Origin of the sequence: Gordonia paraffinivorans, assembly GCF_900683595.1 — a bacterium.
GTDB lineage: Bacteria > Actinomycetota > Actinomycetes > Mycobacteriales > Mycobacteriaceae > Gordonia > Gordonia paraffinivorans.
Genome location: NZ_CAACYD010000006.1, coordinates 1,153,589 through 1,170,329, shown reverse-complemented (window position 1 = coordinate 1,170,329; position 16,741 = coordinate 1,153,589). Strand labels below are relative to the sequence as shown.

The following is a 16,741-nucleotide window of genomic DNA, read 5'->3' as shown; positions in this document are numbered from 1 at the left end:
CTCACAACCGTGCCTCGACGACGGTGGCGCGGCGTCCACGCAGGTCGCGGCGGTGCCGGATTTGCCCGGGTCACGCGATGAACAGAATCCAGACGTAGACGAGCAGCCCGAAGACGATCACCGACAGGTAGAACCAGCCGAGCCAGATGGCGACATCTGCGTACGGCTTGCCGATCTCGCGGGTCCGCCTGATCTGCGCACGCGCGCGGTAGCCGAGGAACAGCCCGAGCAGAAAAGTGATGCCCAGCCCGGAGCAGATGAGGGCCCACACCGCGGTCCGGTTGAGGCGGGGAACGCCTCGGGTCTGGGAACCCACGTTGTCCTCCGGTTCGTCCTGGGGTGTCGGATCGGTCTTCGAGTAGGCCTGCGTCGCGGGCGCGGGTGCGCTGCGGCCCTCCGGCCCGGGCGACTCGTCGTGGTGCGGCGGCGGCCGCTTGTCGACGAGCACGGTGTTGTCGGCGGCGTCGAGGCGGGTCGCCTCGTCGGGGGAGTCGGGCTCCGGACGCGACGACGGCGGGGCGGGACGCGCGGGCGGCGCATCGTGACGGGGTGCTGCGGCAGCGGACCGTGACGCCGGTGCGCCCGGCGGGGGTCCGACCGGCCGTCCCGGCCGGGGTGGGCCCGACTGGGACGGGCCGGGATGCGCCGGACCAGCCGGTGGCGGACCGGACAGCGGGTTGCCCGGTCGTGTCGGATTACCTTGCGGCGGTAGGTTTTTCGGGTCCATCGGACGGGTCCCCGGAGGTGGGGGGCGGTGACCGGCCGGCGGGCGACCGGGCTGTCCGGGAGCGGGGGGAGTGCCCGGCGGGACGGGATGTGGACGCGGGCCCGTGGTGTGGGCGCCGGTCGGCCTCGGTGCGCCCTGTCCTGGTGCGCCCTGTCCCGGTGCAGGGCGGGGACCGGGGGCGCCGGGGGCCGGCGACCCCTGCGGTGCTCCGGTCTGCGGCGCTCCACTTCGGGGCGGCCCCGGCTGCGGACCGGGATGCGGCGAGGCGGGGCGCGGTGCTCCGGGACCGGGGGGTGCGGGAGGCCCCGACCGATTCGCGGAGGGACCCTGGCGCCCGGCGTCGGACAGTGTGTGGCCCGGGGGTGCGGTGATGGGTGCGCTCGGAATCCGCTCCCACGGAGCCGTCGTCCCCGAACTCGGGACGGCGGATCTGCTCGTCTCCCGGGAGCTCGGGTCCGGTCTGCTCGACGCCGGGTCGTCGGCGTCCCGGATGGCGTCCGGGTCCGACGAGGGCGGCATCGACCATGACTCGCGCGCCCGGTCCGCCGCGCCACCGGGTCGGGTGGGCGGTGTCGGCGGGCGCTCGTCGTCTGAGGTCACGAGTCCAAATTACCCGCGGCGTCCGCGGGCACCGGGATCGACCACACGGCCGTGCGTCACGAGGGCCGGGATTCGGTGCGCTCGGCGAGGGCCCGGCTCACCTCTTCGACACGCGGGACGGTCGGGGAGACCGGCGGCGGTTCCTGGCGCGTCCGGCGCAGGACGAGGACGCCCACACCGGCGGCGACCGACGCCGCGAGCAGTGACAGCGCGGCCACGAGGTACTTCTTCGGCATGGCGTCAAGAGTGCCAGCCCGTCGGAGGCGATGCCAGTTCGCCCCGGCCGCGACGGGACGCATTTGCGCACCCCAGAGGCACGTCTCGGCCATCGGCGGTGGTGCAAGTGGTTGGATGGAGGGGTGACCACACAGAAATCCACCGCAGTCATCCACACCAACCGCGGCGACATCAAGGTCGACCTGTTCCCGAACCACGCCCCGAAGACGGTCGACAACTTCGTCGGTCTCGCCGAGGGCACCAAGGAATACAGCCAGCCGAACGCGTCGGGCGGCAACTCCGGCCCCTTCTACGACGGCTCGGTGTTCCACCGCGTCATCGCCGGCTTCATGATCCAGGGCGGCGACCCGACCGGCACCGGCCGCGGCGGCCCCGGTTACCGCTTCGAGGACGAGTTCCATCCCGAGCTGCAGTTCGACCGCCCGTACCTGCTGGCCATGGCCAACGCCGGGCCGGGCACCAACGGCTCGCAGTTCTTCATCACCGTGGGGCCGACCCCTCACCTCAACCGCCGCCACACCATCTTCGGTGAGGTCACCGACCCGGCGTCGCAGCAGGTCGTCGACGCGATCGCGACCACCGCGACCGATCGCTCCGATCGACCGCTCGAGCCGGTCGTGATCGAGAAGATCGAGGTCAACTGAGCGTCCCCGGACACACCGCCGGTCACACGGCGGTGTGCTACCGGCATCCCGATCGCCCCACCGGACTGTCGTGCAGCCGGTGCGGGCGACCGGCATGTCCGGAGTGCCTGAGGCCGGCGTCGGTGGGACAACACTGCCTCGACTGCCTGGCCCGGGACGGCGTCCAGCGGACGCCGGACTTCGGTGATCGCGGGATCCGGCCGATGGCGACCACCCGGGTGGTCCCGACCAAGCCGTACGTCACCTACGGACTCATCGCGGTCAACGTGCTCGTCTTCCTGCTGTGTGCGGCGCAGGCGGGCTTCGGCGACCCCGGTGCCGCGCCGCTCTTCGCCGAGGGCGACCTCCTCAAGAGCGATGTCGCCTCCGGGGAGTACTGGCGACTGCTGACGGCCGGATTCCTGCACTTCTCCGTGATGCACATCGCGGTCAACATGCTCTCGCTGTACATCCTCGGCCGCGACCTCGAACTCGCGCTGGGGATGTTCCGCTATCTCGCGATCTATCTGATTGCGCTCCTCGGCGGGAGCGCCGCGGTCATGCTCTTCGAAGCCGACCGCGCCGTCACCGCGGGCGCCTCCGGGGCCATCTACGGGCTGATGGGCGCGATGCTGGTCATCATCCTCAAGGCCCGCGTCTCGCCGGTCCCGGTGTTGTCGATCATCGCCTTCAACGTGGTGCTGTCGTTCTCACTCCCGGGCATCTCCGTGCTCGGACATCTCGGCGGACTCGCCTTCGGCGCCGCGGCGACGGCCGCCGTCGTCTATTTCCCGGGACTCGTCCTCCCGCCGGGCGGCCGCACACCCGAAGCCGCGAGCCGCGTCGGCTGGGTCGCGCTCGCCGCGCTGTTCGTCCTCGCGATCGCTCTCGGTGTCGCCGGTGGCGTCGCCTACGACGGGCCCATCTACATCCGCTGACGACCGGCGAGCGGCCGAGCCGTCCTCGACCGGTCGGTTCCGGGATCCGTCGCGATCAGCCATCCGCTCTGAAGCCCCGACGTCGGTCGGCGCTCTGCAGCCGTGTCGATCAGCGATCGTCGTCGACCTCGAAGCCGGCCGCGCGCAGCTCGTCGACCACCGAGATGAGATCGGTGCCCAGATCCCAGCGGGTGAAGACCAGGAGGCGGGCGCCGTCGTCGACGACGTCGATCTCCAGCTGACCGGCGCGGCGTCCGATGCGTCGCATCGTCAGCAGCCGGATCCGTTGGACGTGCTCCGACGTGTAGGTCCGCCGGCCGGTGATCGTCCGGACGGACAGGGCCGGCGGTGCCCCGGCGGACACCGACAACCGCGGGCGGACGGCGAGGGTGTAGGCGCCGAGGGCGGCCAGCAGGGCCCCGGCTATTCCCAGGAGGACCGAACCCGCCGGGTCGTTGGCGACGACCACCGCCGCGCCGATGAGGATCAGCCCGCCGATGCAGGCGGCGACCCCGGCCGGAACCGGGGTCGCCCACTCGCGTGTTGAAGAATTCCCAGAGTTATCCACAGGAGTTACTCACAGTGGGGAGAAATTACACACATGTTATTTCCACAGTGTGGATAACTTACACACATGTGTTTTCCCTGCTCAGAGTGATCTGGGACGGCAGAACCGGTGAAGGATCTCAACGCCACCGCATGGTCATCAACAGGCCGGCCACCATGAGGGAGAACCCGATGAGGAAATTCCACGAGTTCAGCTCTGCCATCCAGTGCAGGACCTGACCGTCGCCGCCGTAGGTCGTCGGGGTGGCGGCGAGGTAGTAGACGATCAGCCACGCGAGGCCCAGGAGCATCAGGCCGAGCATCACGCCCACGTAGATGGAGCTCGAGGGGCCGGTGCTGACCTTGACCGGGGTACGGCTCGCCGGGTTGATCGTGTAGTCGGTCTTCTTCCGGACTTTTGACTTCGGCATGACATCCTCTGTTGTGCTGCACCGCCCGGGGACGGTCGTACGCGTGCCGGGCCTGCGACATAGAGCATCGACGAGCGGCCCGGGTGTGGATAACACTCGACTTCTACGGTATCTCACCAGGTCGCCGAGGAAGGTACCCGCTTTCGCCGGTAGCCTTTGGTGCGTGAGTCGCATCCTGGTCATCGACAACTACGACAGCTTCGTCTACAACCTGGTCCAGTACCTGGGCCAGTTGGGGGTCGAGGCCGTCGTCTGGCGCAACGACGACCCGCGTCTGCAGCCGTTCGACGCCGAGCACCTGCGCGAGGCCGTGGCCGGATTCGACGGCGTCCTGCTCAGCCCGGGTCCCGGCACCCCGCAGCGGGCGGGCGCCACGATGCCGATGGTCGAGGTGGCCGCCTCACAGGAGCTACCGCTCCTCGGCGTGTGCCTCGGGCACCAGGCGATCGGTGCGGCCTTCGGCGGAACCGTCGACCGCGCGCCCGAACTGCTGCACGGCAAGACGTCGCTGGTGTTCCACGAGGACAAGGGCGTGCTCGCCGGCCTCCCGGATCCGTTCGTCGCCACGCGTTATCACTCGCTGACCGTCCTGCCCGAGACGATCCCCGACGAACTCGTCGTCACGGGGCGCACCGAGTCGGGCATCGTGATGGCGATGATGCACCGCGAACTGCCGATCCACGGGGTGCAGTTCCACCCCGAGAGCGTGCTGACCCAGGGTGGTCACCGCATGCTGGCGAACTGGCTGAAGACCTGCGGCATCACGATCGACGAGGCGCGGGTCGCCGCACTCGAGGCCGAGATGGCCTCGGCCGTGGGCTGAGCCGACTGCTCCCGGTGCGCTTCGGCGCTCAGGACGATCAGTTCGGCAGGAGGCTCGCCTGGCCGACGATGATCGTGATCGCGCCGCTCTTGCGCGCCTTCGATCCGGCCGGCGGTTCCTGACCCACCACCTTTCCGTTGTCGGGGCTGTTCAGCGGGACGTTGCGGGTCTGCCGCGTCAACGTCGACCGTTCCCATCCGGCCTGCTCGAGCGCCGCCTGGGCCTCGGCCGGCGACTTGCCGCGCAGGTTCGGGACGGTGAACAGGTTGCCTCGCGACACCGAGATCTGGACCGTGCTGCCCTGCTCGGCGGTGGAGCCGGGGCCGGGCGAGGTCGAGATGACCGTGCCGGCGGGCTGCTCGCCGTCGACCGCGACGACGTCGACGACGAGACCGAGTTCCTCGAGGACGGCTCGGGCGCGGTCCTCGGACACGCCGACGACGTCGCGGACCGTGACCTCCTTGGGGCCGTTGCCGACGTTCAGCACGACAGGACCGTTGACCGGGACCTCCGTGCCGATCTTCGGGGCCGTGGACACGACCTTGTCCTTCATGTCGGCCGGCGAGTCGACCCGCTCGGTCTTGACGTTGGTGAAGCCGAGCACCTTCAGGGCGTCGAGCGCCTCCGCCGGTGTCTTGCCGACCAGGTCAGACGGTATCCGGTGGCGTTGTGGGCCCGTGGAGATGTACAGCGCGACCTCGGATCCCTGGCTCGCCAGCACACCCTCACCCGGCGTCGAGCGCGTCGCGAGACCGGCCTTGACGTCGAGACTCGGTTCCTCCAGGACGCGGACGGTGAATCCGGCCCGTTCCAGCGCGGTCTGTGCATCCTCTGAGCTGAGCCCAGCGACGGCCGGGACGGTGACGTCGGGGTTCGAGCCGGAACCCCACGGCGACCACACCAGCAGCGCGGCGATCAGCACCAGCACGGCCGCGACCGCGCCGACCATCAACTTGCGGGAGCGTCGCCGCGGCGGGAGATCGCCCGCATCGGCGTCGTACGAGTCTTCCCGCCGGTGGCCACCGCCGGACCGAAGCGGCATGGCGCGCCGCGGGCCGGTGGACTCCGAGCGGGTGGGCCGCCGCGGCCCGGTGTCGATGAGCTCGGCGCGCTCCTCGTCGGTGAGCAGCATCGGGGCCGACGGCTTGCCGCCGGCGAGGACCTTGATCAGGTCGGCGCGGAGGTCGGCGGCCGACTGATAGCGGTTGTCCTTGTTCTTGCTCATCGCCTTGAGCACGATCGAGTCGAGCTCGCGCGGGACGTCGGGGTTGACGTGCGACGGCCACGGCGGGTCCTCGTGCACGTGCTGGTGGGCGACGGCGACCGGCGAGTCACCGGTGAACGGCGGCTCTCCGGTGAGCAGCTCGAACAGCACGCAGCCCATCGAGTAGATGTCGCTGCGCGGATCCACCTTGATGCCGCGCGCCTGCTCGGGTGAGAGGTACTGGGCGGTGCCCATGACCGCCGAGGTCTGGGTCATCGTCGAAGTCGAGTCGCTCATCGCGCGCGCGATGCCGAAGTCCATCACCTTCACCGCGCCGGACTTGTCGATCATCACGTTCGCCGGCTTCATGTCGCGGTGGACGATGCCGTTGCGGTGCGAGAAGTCCATCGCCGCCGCCACGTCGGCCATCCAGGTCATGGCCTGCCGCGGCGCGATGGGCCCGTTGGACCGCAGGATGTCACGCAGCGTCTCGCCGTCGACGAACTCCATGACGATGAACGGCAGTGGACCGTCCTCGGTCTCGGCCTCGCCGGTGTCGAAGACCTGGACGATCGTCGGGTGATTCAGCTTGGCCGCGTTCTGGGCCTCGCGGCGGAACCGCAGGTAGAACGACGGGTCACGGGCCAGGTCGGCACGCAGCACCTTGATCGCCACGTCCCGGTGCAACAGGAGATCCCGGGCGTAGTGCACCTCGGACATGCCTCCGAAGCCCAGCGTTTCGCCGAGCTCGTAGCGGTCGGAGAGGAGGTGTGGTGTCGTCATCGGCCTCGGGGGTCAGCCTGTCATGTCGACAGGAACGCTTCTCGCTGATGCGGGTCGGGCATGGATCTGATCTAACACAACGGGAACGGCACACCGGGGAAGCACGGCGTTCCGGGCGCCGCGCCGGTGTCGGGGTTCTCCTCGGTCGTGTTGTCCGTCGGTGGCTGCGTCGGTGTGGTCCTGGTGGTGGTCTCCTCGCTGGTGCTCGTGGTCTCCTCGGAGGTGGTCCGGGTCGTCCGTTGCGTGGTGGTCGTCGTGTCGTCGGGCTCCGGGGGCGGGGCCACGGTCGTGGTGAACGTCTGCGTGACCGTCGACGAGGTCGACGGGGCCGGCGGCGAGGTGTCGTCGCCGCTGCTGCTCACCAGATAGAAACCGATCAGGCAGATCGCACCGACGAGCAGCGCCCCGGCCACTCCGGCCAGCACCTTCTGGCCCGTGGTCCAGGAGTCGTCCGGCGGCGGTGCCACCGGGGTGCGGCCCGTCGGCCGGGGTGTGACCGGCCGCGACGCGCTCGCCGGAGCCGTCGGAGGACGGGAGGCGACGGTGTTGCCCAGCACGGCCGTACCGGCGTCGGCCCCGGCGACGGCGGCACCCGCCGCTCCCGGACGCGGTGGCCGGCGGCCCGCCCGGACCGCGGCCACGGCGTCGGCGAACTCTCCGCCGTTGGCGTACCGGTGGCGGGGATCCTTGGCCATCGTGATCTCGATGAGCTCGCGGACGTTGGCCGGCAGGTTCGTCGGCAGCGGCGGCGGGGCCTCGCGGATGTGCTTCATCGCCACGGTGATCGCCCCGTCGCCGAGGAACGGACGCCGGCCGGTGAGGGCCTCGTACCCGACGACGCCGAGCGAGTACACGTCGGATGCGGCGGTCGCCTCGTCGCCGGTCGCCTGCTCGGGCGAGATGTACTGGGCGGTGCCCATCACCATGCCGGTCTTGGTCACCGGGGCCGAGTCCACCGCCTTGGCGATGCCGAAGTCGGTGATCTTCACCTGGCCGGTCGGGGTGATCAGGATGTTGCCCGGCTTGACGTCGCGGTGCACCAGGCCCTGGCTGTGCGCGGCCTGCAGCGCGCGGCCGGTCTGCTCGAGCATGTCCAGGGTGTTGGTGAGCGAGAGCCGGCCGAGCCGGGCGATGACCGAGTTCAGAGGCTCGCCGTCGACCAGCTCCATCACCAGGTACGCCAGCGGCTCGCCGCCGTTGTAGTCCGGGGTCTCGCCGTAGTCGAAGACGTTCGCGATGCCCGGGTTGTTCAGCTTCGCCGTCGTCTGCGCCTCGGCGCGGAACCGGGCGATGAACTCCGGGTCGCTGGTGTACTCGGCCTTGAGGACCTTCACCGCGACCCGACGGTTCAACCGGGTGTCGAGCGCCTCCCACACCTGTCCCATGCCGCCTGTCGCGATCAGGCGGATGAGCCGGTAACGATCACCGATGGTGGTGCCGTTCTGCAGGGTCATCGACTGCCACCTCCCACCAGTGCATTGATCACTTCTCGCCCGATCGGCGCGGCGACGGTCCCGCCGACGGAATCCGCACCGAACCGTCCATTCTCCACCACGACGGCCACCGCTATCTGCGCGTTGGACGACGGACCGAACGCGATGTACCAGGCGTACGGGGTGTCCGTGCTCGAGCCGCTCTCGGCCGTGCCGGTCTTCGATGCGATCGAGACCGGCCCGCCGGCGCCCGCGGTGGCGCGCTCGGATTCGATCATCATCGCCGTCAGCTCGGCGGCCTGCTCCGGCGTGATCGGCTTGTTGGCGGTGGTCGGCGGGGTGGTCTGCAACGTGCGCAGATCCGCCGACTGAAGCTTGTCCACCAGGTACGGCTGCATACGCACCCCTCCGTTGGCGACCGTTGCCGCGATCATCGCGTTCTGCAACGGGGTGACGCGCACGTCACGCTGTCCGATCGATGCCTGGGCCAGGACGTCGAGCGATGGGATCGGCCCCACGGTCGAGTCGGCGACGGGCATCGGGATGTCGGGGCCGGGCTGGTCGAGTCCGAAGAGGCGCGCGGTCTCGGTGAACTTCCCGATCGCGTCCGACATCTTCTCGGTCACCAGCTGTGCGAAGGCGGTGTTGCACGAGTACTTGAACGCGGTCTCCAGCGAGACGGTTCCCCCCGAGGAGCCCGGGCACGTCTGGCCGCCGTAGTTCGGCAGCGACACGTTGGTGCCGGGCAGCGGGTACGACGGCGCCGCGGTGAGGCGGATCGACGGCGTGATGTTATCGCGCAGCGCCGCCGCGGAGGTGACGACCTTGAACGTCGAACCCGGCGGGTAGAGCTGGTTGATCGCGCGGTTGAGCATCGGCTGGGAGGTGTCACCCGGTCGGTTCCAGGCCTCCCAGGCGCGCTCCCGGACCTCCTGGTCGTGGCTGGCGAGCTTGTTCGGGTCGTAGCTCGGGGTCGAGACCATCGCCAGGATCTTGCCCGTGTTCGGCTGCAGGGCCACCACCGCGCCGCGGCACGGCCCGTCGCACGGACCGTTCAGCATCGCCCGGTAGGCCGCCATCTGGACCTTCGGGTTGATGGTGGTGACGACGTTGCCGCCGCGCGGATCGCGCCCGGAGAACATGTCCATGAAGCGCTGACCGAAGAGCCGGTCGTCCGAGCCGTTGAGGATGGCGTTCTCGTAGTGCTCGATCTGGCTGGCGAGGTACTGGAACGAGTAAAACCCGGTCACCGGCGCGAACGCGTCGGCGCCCTCCCGCGGGTACTGGCGCAGGAACTTCAAGCGCGTGTCGGTCGGGACCGACAGGGCGATCACCGTGCCGTCGGCGGTGGTGATCAGCCCGCGCTGCCGCGAGTACTCGTCGAGCAGGACGCGGTTGTTGCGCGGATCGGTCTTCAGCGCGTCGGCCTTGAACACCTGGACATAGGTGGCGTTGGCCAGCAGCGCGACGATCATGACGATGACCGCCATGGAGACGTTGCGGATCGGCTTGTTCATCGGCGCCTCACCACCTGGGTGGGCAGCGCGTCGACCGGCTTGGGGGCGGGTCGCTTCTTGGCCGGATCCGGCTCGCGCGCGGCGTTGGAGATACGGATGAGCAGTGCGACCAGGATGTAGTTCGCCAGCAGCGACGAACCGCCGTAGGACAGGAACGGCGTGGTCAGACCGGTCAGCGGGATCAGCTTGGTGACGCCGCCGACCACCACGAAGACCTGCATCGCGATGGTGAACGCCAGGCCGGTGGCCAGCAGCTTGCCGAAGCTGTCGCGCACGGCGATGCCGGTGCGCAGTCCCCGGTGGATGAAGATCAGGTAGAGCAGCAGGATCGCGGTGAGACCGGCCAGCCCGAGCTCCTCGCCGATGGTCGCGACGATGAAGTCGGTGTTGGCGAACGGCACGATGTGCGGACGGCCGGAGCCGAGGCCGGTGCCGAACAGGCCGCCGGTCGCCAGTCCGAAGAGGCTCTGTCCGATCTGGTAGCCGGAACCGTCGAAGTCCTCGAACGGGTCGAGCCACACCGACACGCGGGTCTGCAGGTGCGAGAAGATCGACCAGGCCACCACGGCGCCGATCGCGAACAGACCGATGCCCAGCACGAGCCACTCCACGCGGGACGTCGCGACGTAGAGCATCGTCAGGATGGTCGCGAAGATCAGCAGGGATGTGCCGAGGTCCTTCTGCACGATCATCACCACGATCGCGATACCCCAGGCGGCCAGCAGCGGACCGAGGTCCCGCGCGCGGGGCAGGTCCACGCCCAGCACATGCGGGCCGGCGGTGATGAAGAGGTCGCGCTTGGAGACCAGGATTGCCGCGGCGAAGATGATGATCAGGATCTTCGAGAACTCGCTGGGCTGGATGGAGAAGAACGGCGTGATGATCCAGTTCTTCGATCCGTTGATCTCCGAGAACGAACTCGGCAGGATCGCCGGGATCGCCAGGAAGACCAGTCCGCCCAGGCCGAGCGTGTAGGCGTATCGCGACAGCGTGCGGTGGTCCCGGATGAGGATCAGGATCGCCGAGAACGCGATGATGCCCAGCGTCGCCCACAGCAACTGCTGGTCGGCGTTGTGGGTGGCCTCGGTGGGGGTGATCGACTCGCCGGTGTTGCCCGACCCGAGGTCGAGCCGGTGGATCAGCACCAGTCCGAGTCCGTTGAGCACCGCCACGACCGGCAACAGGATCGGGTCGGCGTGCGGTGCGTAGCGACGGACCACCACGTGCGCGACGCCGAACAGCACGGAGTACGCGGCGATGTACTTGAGGATGTCCCACGACAGGCTCTGGTCCTGGGCGGCCTGCACGATGAGCAGGGCGACCGTCACCAGACCGATCGCGAACCCGAGTAGGAGCAGCTCGGCGTTGCGGCCGGTGCTCGTCGCGGGCCGGCGCGGCGGTGCGTGAGGGGCGGGTGCGGCTTGGGTCATCTCACCTGCTGCCGGCAGCTCTTACCGGCGTCCTCCGGTGGTGCGGGTCTGTCGGCGGGAGCGTCGCCGGGCGCGGGCGGGGCCACCGACTCGGTGGCGCCGCGCTGCGGGATGCCCGACGGCGCGGGGGTCGCCCGCGGGGCGGGCGGTGCGCTCGAGGCCGGTGCCGGGGAGGCCTGCGGGGTCGAGGAGGCCGGCGGGACCGGGGGAGCCGACAGCGCGTTGTCGCACTTGAACGTGAGCTCCCTGGTGACCACGCCCTCGATCTCCTCGGAGCTGCGGTCGCGGATCATCACGTCCTTGACCGACTGCGCCGGACCCGACACGAGGTCCTCGAGGTTGAGCGGGAACTCGCACTCGTCGGAGTACGAGATGAACGTGTACCTCGGCTTCTCCTGATCGAGGTCCTCCACGCACACCCGCGTGACGGGCTCGGACAGGGAGAACGACAACACATCGGCGGGGGAGCCGCGATAGATCAGGACGTCCCCGGCAGAGTCCGCGGCGACGTAGTAGTTGTTGCGCACGATCGCGCGGACGACGAAGACGCCCGCGACGAGTGCGGCGACGACGGCGATCACGACACCCGCGACGAGCCAGCGGCGCAGCGGTGATCGAGGTCGCGGCTCCTCCACGGCATCGGCGAGGACGGTGGGCCGCTGCGGTTCGGCGGGCGGGGGACGCAGCGCCGCGGCGCGGCCGGCGGCGGTCGCGGGGTCGGGCGTGTAGTGCTCCTCGTTGCCCCCGGCGGCGCCGCCGACGATCGGCCGCGAATCGCCGTACTCGGTGTCGACTACGTCGGCAAGGACGACGGTCACGTTGTCGGGACCGCCGCCGCGCAGGGCGAGCTCGATCAGACGGTCGGCGCACTCCTTGGGGTCGGCGATGGAGCCGAGGGTCTCGGCGATCGTCTCCTCGCTGGCGACATCCGACAGGCCGTCGCTGCACAGCAGGTATCGGTCACCGGCGCGCGCCTCGCGCATCGTCAGCGTGGGTTCGACCTCGGTCCCGGTCAGCGCCCGCATGATCAGCGAGCGTTGCGGATGTGTGTGCGCCTGCTCCGGGGTGATGCGACCCTCCTCGACGAGGGTCTGGACGAACGTGTCGTCGCGCGTGATCTGGGTGAGGACGCCGTCGCGGTACAGGTATCCGCGCGAATCGCCGATGTGGCACAGGCCGATCCGGCTGCCGGCGAAGAGGATCGCGGTGAGCGTGGTGCCCATGCCGTCGAGTTCCGGCGATTCCTGGACCTGGGCCGCGATGGCCTCGTTGCCCGCGCGGGTCGCACGGTCGAGCTGACCGAGCAGGTCGCCGCCCGGTTCGTCCTCGTCGAGTGCGGACAGGGCGCGGATGACGAGCTGGCTGGCGACCTCGCCCGCGGCGTGTCCGCCCATGCCGTCGGCGAGCGCGAGCAGGCGCGGACCGGCGTAGAACGAGTCCTCGTTGTTGGACCGGACCAGGCCACGGTCGCTGCGCGCGATGTAGCGCAACACGAGGGTCACGGGCGCAACTCGATCACTGTCTTGCCGATGCGGATCGGCGTGTTGAGCGGGACCTTGACCGCGGTCGTCACCTTGGACCTGTCGAGGTAGGTGCCGTTGGTGGAACCGAGGTCTTCGACGTACCAGTCGTCACCGCGTCTCGACAGCCGGGCGTGACGCTCCGAGGCGTAGTCGTCGGTGAGGACCAGCGTCGAGTCGTCGGCGCGCCCGATGAGTACGGGCTGTTGGCCGAGACCGATACGGGTGTTCGCCAGCGCGCCGTGGGTGACCACGAGATAGCGGGCGGTGCCGCGACCGGAACCGCGCCGGCGCTTGTCCGAGCCGCCGGGGTAACGCGGGATGCGCATGCCGCCGGCCGTCGCGATGTCGGCCCGCAGCGTGCGGATGACGGCGAAGACGAACAGCCAGAGCAGCAGCAGGAACCCGATACGGGTCAGCTGCAGTACCAAGCCCTGCATGTCGTGTGTTCACCTCCAGCGCCGTCACATCTCGGTCCGGTCATCGAGAGATCCGCCGCGCACCGTGTCGGTGCCGATCGAACCGGCGGACCCGTGTGCATCTTATGGGCAGTTCTCCCGAAGCCGGTCATTCACATATGACAGTTCAGTATCAACGAGCCACTGAACCGGCATCCGGAAGTCGCTCACAGGCGACCCGACGCCGCCGCGACCGACGGCGTCCGGCCGGGCCGATCGCGTACGCGGGCCCCGGCAGCGGTGTCGCCTAGGAGAACCGGACGGTGATGTCCGAGTGGCCGACCCGGATGCGGTCGCCGTCGGCGAGCTCCCAGGTGTTGACCTGCAGATCGTTGACGGTGGTGCCGTTGGTCGAGTTGAGGTCGGTGAGCAGCGCGGTGGTGCCGTCCCAGCGGATCTCGACGTGCCGGCGCGAGACACCGGTGTCGGGAAGACGGAACTGCGCGTCCTGGCCGCGTCCGATCACGTTGGAGCCCTCGTGGAGCTGGAAGGTGCGGTTGCTGCCGTCCTCCAGGTAGAGGGTGATCGTCGTCGGCGCGTAGCCGCCGGCCGGGCGTCCGTAACCCTGGTCGTAGCCGCCCTGATAGTCGTAGCCCGCCGGCTGCTGGCCGTAGCCCTGGTCGTAGCCGGGCTGCTGGCCGTAGCCCTGGTCATAGCCCTGCTGGCCGTAGCCCTGCTGGTAGTCGTAACCGGGCTGCTGGCCGTAGCCCTGGTCGTAGCCGGGCTGCTGACCATAACCGGGCTGCTGTCCGTAGCCCTGCTGGTCGTAGCCCTGCTGGCCGTATCCCTGACCATAGCCCTGCTGGCCGTAGCCCTGGTCGTAGGCCGGCTGCTGTCCGTAGCCCTGCTGCTCGTAGCCGCCCTGTTCGTACGCGGGCTGCTGCTGGTCGTAGCCCTGCCGACCGTACTGGTCGTAACCCTGCTGGTCATACGCCTGCTGGTCGTAGGCTGCCTGGTCGTAGGCGGGATCGGCGCCCCTGCGCTGGTCGTATCCGGGGTTCTGAGTCATGTTCGGGGCTCCTTGGTCTGGGTTGGCCTGGAGAGGATTCGGGGCCGGCTGTCCGGCAGGGTGGTGCGGGGCCTTCGGGGGCGGGGCGTCGTGTCCCGGACGTGACGGCACCGGTCGGGGCCGCGCATCCGGGTTGACCGCCCCGCGGACACGGAAGATCCCGGTGTGCAGGGTCGGCGATTGTTCGAACTCTACGACCACCTGGCCGTAGGTCTGCCAACCGTTGTCCTTGATGAAGTGTTCCAGATGCTTCGAGAAGGTCTTGCGGTTCAGTTCGTATTCCGCGGCGATGTGCTCGTGGTCGGACGGGCTCAGGAGCAGTGTGTAGCTGTTCGCCGCAAGGATCGCGCCGTCGCCGAGGTTCTCCAGCGACTCCTCGGCTTCACGCTGCAGTCCGTGTTCGATCTCCTGCGGGGCGACCTGACCACCGAAGACCCGAGCGAATCCGTCGTCGACGGCGCCCTCGAGCTTGCGTTCGATCCGTTGCAGTATCCCCACCGAGACCTCCTTTCGCGGGCTGGACGAGCGTGTCGCCGTGCATCTGGCCTTGTTTGATGATAGCGACAAGAAAGGACAACTGTGCCACCACGACAACTGGTGCACCGTGTGTAACACCTGTACCAGCACTGTGGCCAGTCTCTCCCTGGATCTGTCGGTTCCCAGCTCACCGGCGGTGCCGGAGCCGGTCCGCCCACCCGGTTTTGAATCGACGGCGGAGTGCTGTTATCGTCGTCCAGGCGTTGGAGGAAAACATCCGACGACATGCTCGCCGGGAGACCGGCGGCCACGGGCGAGTGGCGGAATGGCAGACGCGCTGGCTTCAGGTGCCAGTGTCCTTCGGGACGTGGGGGTTCAAGTCCCCCTTCGCCCACCGAGAGCGCAAGCTCACCGGACGAGACCGGATCGCGGGCAAGCGATCTGGTCTTTTTCGTTTGGCGTCCGCCGGCGCCGCGGGATGACGAGGCGTCGTCCACTGCCGGCTGATCGGCGGTCGCCCGGATCGGATACCGGCGCGGGATCTGTTGGTGGGCCGCCTCCCTGTCGCCGTCGCCGGCTTCTCGACGAGCTCACCGCTCCTACCCGCGCTCGCGGAGCGGAACACCGGCGAGCCGGCCACGTCGCGGGCGCGACCGCTGCGGCTCCCGACGCCGATGCCCCACTCCCCGCTCCTAGTTGGCGTTCTGATCGGCCTTGGTGAGGATCAGGTACTGCGCCGAGGTCTGCTGGTAGACGTCGCGTTTGCTCGACGAGCCCAAAATCGCGACGTATCGCCCCACCTGGACCGCGCACTGGTACGCGGTCCGGTCGCCCCCGGTGGGGGTGGCCTCGCACCGTGCGGCGGGGAGTCCGGGCGGCGGGGCGATGGCGGTGGTGCTGTCCGAGTCGTCCGCCTTGGGCATCAGGTACTCCTCGGCCTTCTCCGGGGTCTCGGCCCGGAAGACGATCGAGCGGTCGACGGCGGTCGCGAGGGAACCGGCCCGCTCGGCTGCGTTGAGGGTCATGGGCGGGTCGGCCGCGAAGTGCGCGAGTCCGCGAGGACCGTAGACGGCACGGACGGCCAACGGGTTGAGTCCGGTCTTCTTCTCGGCGATCTCCTGGTCGGAGTAGGGGAGCGCGTAGATGAGGATCTTGTTCTCGTCCATGCGGGGCCGGCCCGCCACCGGGGCCCGACCCATGTTCCTGTTGTCCTGGGCCGACGGCGTGCGGGGGAACTTCGAGATCAGATCGGCCTGTCGGGTCAGCGCGGTGCGGATCAGCGACTCCGACTGCGCCGCCGCCTCCGCGGTGCTCACCCTCGTCCACGCGTAGACCGCGTACACGTCGCGCTGGGTGTAGCCGGCCGCGTGATGTCCGCCGTCGCCGGGCGACACGGCGTTGAGGAAGACGCCGCCCGGGACTCCCTGCAGCGGCGTGATCGGCGCGTTGTTCCAGTCCCGCGAGGTGATCCGGGCGAGTTGGTCCACGGCGGCCCGGGCATCTCCGGGGGTCAGGTAGCGCAGGACGACGATCTGGAGATTGCGCTGTTCCCGCGGTCCGCTCGCCGGCGTCCGGGCACTCGTCGAGAACCCGCCGAGGAACCGCTCGTTCGCGGGGATGGTCGCGGCACCCTCGCCGAAGAGCACGCCGAGCGCCGCGCGGCTGGCGATGGGGGCCGTGAAGAGGGCGTTCGGCTGCGTCACGTCGGGTGCGAGCTCGAACGGAGGGATGATGAACTGGCCCATCCGCTGGCCCTCCACGCGGAGGAACTCGGCGTCGTCGGCGGGGTAGTCGAACGGCGGTCGCGGCTCCGTCGGGTAGTCGCCGGTGTCGAGCGCGGCGAGATCGACGGAGGACGTCGCGGGCTCGGCGTCCTTCGCGGAGGGGACCGGTTGGCCGTCGGTGGTGCATGCCGCGGTCCCGGCGACCACCAGGGCCGCCGTCGCCACGGCGACGATCGGGCGCCAATCTTTCATCTCGGAGTC

The 16,741-nt window shown here is 69.6% G+C and carries 15 protein-coding genes and 1 tRNA gene; 4 read left to right on the top strand and 12 right to left on the bottom strand.

Annotation, left to right across the window (positions count from 1 at the left end):
• Positions 1 to 70: 70 nt before the first annotated feature.
• Both E1P53_RS20785 and E1P53_RS12305 read right to left on the bottom strand, forming a co-directional pair.
• A complete protein-coding gene (locus E1P53_RS20785; protein ID WP_230824414.1) occupies positions 71 to 727 on the bottom strand; it encodes a DUF4190 domain-containing protein in 657 nt (218 codons plus the stop codon).
• A gap of 656 nt (positions 728 to 1,383) precedes the next feature.
• Positions 1,384 to 1,563, bottom strand: coding sequence for a hypothetical protein (locus E1P53_RS12305; RefSeq protein ID WP_040526697.1), 180 nt, complete (start codon positions 1,561 to 1,563; stop codon positions 1,384 to 1,386).
• 123 nt (positions 1,564 to 1,686) lie between these two features.
• Here E1P53_RS12305 and E1P53_RS12300 point away from each other — a divergent pair, with 123 nt between their 5' ends.
• The gene (locus tag E1P53_RS12300; protein WP_006900259.1) at positions 1,687 to 2,208 is read left to right on the top strand and encodes a peptidylprolyl isomerase; all 522 of its coding nucleotides are present in this window, start codon (positions 1,687 to 1,689) and stop codon (positions 2,206 to 2,208) included.
• Positions 2,209 to 2,411: 203 nt separating this feature from the next.
• Positions 2,412 to 3,125: a rhomboid family intramembrane serine protease gene (locus E1P53_RS12295; RefSeq protein ID WP_131734568.1), complete on the top strand. Its 714-nt coding sequence runs from the start codon at positions 2,412 to 2,414 to the stop codon at positions 3,123 to 3,125.
• A gap of 109 nt (positions 3,126 to 3,234) precedes the next feature.
• Here E1P53_RS12295 and E1P53_RS12290 read toward each other — a convergent pair whose 3' ends face one another.
• Together E1P53_RS12290 and crgA are read right to left on the bottom strand one after the other, a co-directional pair.
• On the bottom strand, positions 3,235 to 3,693 hold the full coding sequence (locus E1P53_RS12290; protein ID WP_131734441.1) for a PH domain-containing protein: 459 nt from the start codon (positions 3,691 to 3,693) through the stop codon (positions 3,235 to 3,237).
• A 118-nt stretch (positions 3,694 to 3,811) separates the two neighbouring features.
• Positions 3,812 to 4,102, bottom strand: coding sequence for a cell division protein CrgA (gene crgA, locus E1P53_RS12285; protein WP_006900262.1), 291 nt, complete (start codon positions 4,100 to 4,102; stop codon positions 3,812 to 3,814).
• A 163-nt stretch (positions 4,103 to 4,265) separates the two neighbouring features.
• On the opposite strand from crgA, the gene E1P53_RS12280 reads away from it, so the two are divergent.
• Positions 4,266 to 4,925, top strand: coding sequence for an aminodeoxychorismate/anthranilate synthase component II (locus tag E1P53_RS12280; RefSeq protein ID WP_006900263.1), 660 nt, complete (start codon positions 4,266 to 4,268; stop codon positions 4,923 to 4,925).
• Positions 4,926 to 4,962: 37 nt separating this feature from the next.
• Here the strand turns inward: E1P53_RS12280 and pknB are convergent, their stop codons facing one another.
• The 7 genes from pknB to E1P53_RS12245 form a co-directional block, all read right to left on the bottom strand.
• Positions 4,963 to 6,912, bottom strand: coding sequence for a Stk1 family PASTA domain-containing Ser/Thr kinase (gene pknB / locus E1P53_RS12275; protein ID WP_006900264.1), 1,950 nt, complete (start codon positions 6,910 to 6,912; stop codon positions 4,963 to 4,965).
• 71 nt (positions 6,913 to 6,983) lie between these two features.
• Positions 6,984 to 8,366: a protein kinase domain-containing protein gene (locus E1P53_RS12270; RefSeq protein WP_131734440.1), complete on the bottom strand. Its 1,383-nt coding sequence runs from the start codon at positions 8,364 to 8,366 to the stop codon at positions 6,984 to 6,986.
• Positions 8,363 to 9,862 carry a peptidoglycan D,D-transpeptidase FtsI family protein gene (locus tag E1P53_RS12265; RefSeq protein ID WP_006900266.1) on the bottom strand — a complete coding sequence of 500 codons (1,500 nt, stop codon included), beginning with the start codon at positions 9,860 to 9,862 and terminating at the stop codon, positions 8,363 to 8,365. The genes E1P53_RS12270 and E1P53_RS12265 overlap by 4 nt, the downstream gene beginning before the upstream one ends.
• Positions 9,859 to 11,292: an FtsW/RodA/SpoVE family cell cycle protein gene (locus E1P53_RS12260; protein ID WP_131734439.1), complete on the bottom strand. Its 1,434-nt coding sequence runs from the start codon at positions 11,290 to 11,292 to the stop codon at positions 9,859 to 9,861. The genes E1P53_RS12265 and E1P53_RS12260 overlap by 4 nt, the downstream gene beginning before the upstream one ends.
• Positions 11,289 to 12,794, bottom strand: a complete 1,506-nt coding sequence (locus E1P53_RS12255; protein ID WP_131734438.1) for a PP2C family protein-serine/threonine phosphatase — start codon at positions 12,792 to 12,794, stop codon at positions 11,289 to 11,291. The genes E1P53_RS12260 and E1P53_RS12255 overlap by 4 nt, the downstream gene beginning before the upstream one ends.
• Entirely contained in the window at positions 12,791 to 13,252 is a 462-nt protein-coding gene (locus E1P53_RS12250) for an FHA domain-containing protein FhaB/FipA (protein WP_131734437.1), read from the bottom strand. Before E1P53_RS12250 ends, E1P53_RS12255 begins: the two co-directional genes overlap by 4 nt.
• Before the next feature lie 265 nt (positions 13,253 to 13,517).
• Positions 13,518 to 14,777 carry an FHA domain-containing protein gene (locus E1P53_RS12245; protein WP_131734436.1) on the bottom strand — a complete coding sequence of 420 codons (1,260 nt, stop codon included), beginning with the start codon at positions 14,775 to 14,777 and terminating at the stop codon, positions 13,518 to 13,520.
• A 290-nt stretch (positions 14,778 to 15,067) separates the two neighbouring features.
• On the opposite strand from E1P53_RS12245, the gene E1P53_RS12240 reads away from it, so the two are divergent.
• Positions 15,068 to 15,150, top strand: a tRNA-Leu gene (locus tag E1P53_RS12240).
• A gap of 298 nt (positions 15,151 to 15,448) precedes the next feature.
• Here the strand turns inward: E1P53_RS12240 and E1P53_RS12235 are convergent.
• On the bottom strand, positions 15,449 to 16,732 hold the full coding sequence (locus E1P53_RS12235) for a DUF7373 family lipoprotein (RefSeq protein ID WP_131734435.1): 1,284 nt from the start codon (positions 16,730 to 16,732) through the stop codon (positions 15,449 to 15,451).
• Between the last annotated feature and the right edge of the window lie 9 nt (positions 16,733 to 16,741).